This is a genomic window from Vibrio sp. 10N.222.55.C7 (genome assembly GCF_041473335.1).
Taxonomy (GTDB): domain Bacteria; phylum Pseudomonadota; class Gammaproteobacteria; order Enterobacterales; family Vibrionaceae; genus Vibrio; species Vibrio crassostreae_C.
Window position 1 is genome coordinate 1 of the sequence record NZ_JBFRSC010000124.1, and the last position, 532, is coordinate 532.

Consider the following 532-nt stretch of genomic DNA (forward strand, 5'->3'; position numbering starts at 1 on the left):
GTCCAACCTTGTTGATATTGAGTGTGATTAGAGAACTGAACAGTGTGGATTGGCCACACATCGAGTCCCATTCTTTGGATTGGAAAAACCGCAGAACTGTTTCCTGCATGCCCGTAAACCACGTGAGATTGAATAGAAATAATGCTTTTCATGCGTCGCTCTTTCAGTTTGAAATGGATTTGAATACTTGGATAAGACGACTAAATAAACACAACGGAACATCAAGATAGGAAGTTTTATCGATCTAACCACTGTGCTTATTTGGTCGGAATAGCCTCGACATCGCCGAGGCTTATTCTTAATGAGTTGGACGTCATCGGCTTTAAATCATGTATTTGATTCTAAGCCAGACTTGAACTTATGCGTCTTGAAACTCAGCGAAGTACTCATCCAATACAGTGCGTGTTGCACGGCCGATTAGCTCGTACTCGTGGTGAGTAAGGTTCGCTAGTGATACACGTACTGATGCGTGTACTGTGTCGAAACCTTTACCAGGTAGTAAGATTACGCCGGTTTCGTGAGCAAGACGGAA

General features: G+C 43.2%; 2 pseudogenes. Both read right to left on the minus strand.

Annotated elements, in window-relative coordinates:
* Positions 1-152: pseudogene (locus tag AB4482_RS22970) on the minus strand (pyridoxal kinase); the annotation flags it as partial.
* A gap of 206 nt (positions 153-358) precedes the next feature.
* Positions 359-532: pseudogene (locus AB4482_RS22975) on the minus strand (bifunctional aspartate transaminase/aspartate 4-decarboxylase); the annotation flags it as partial.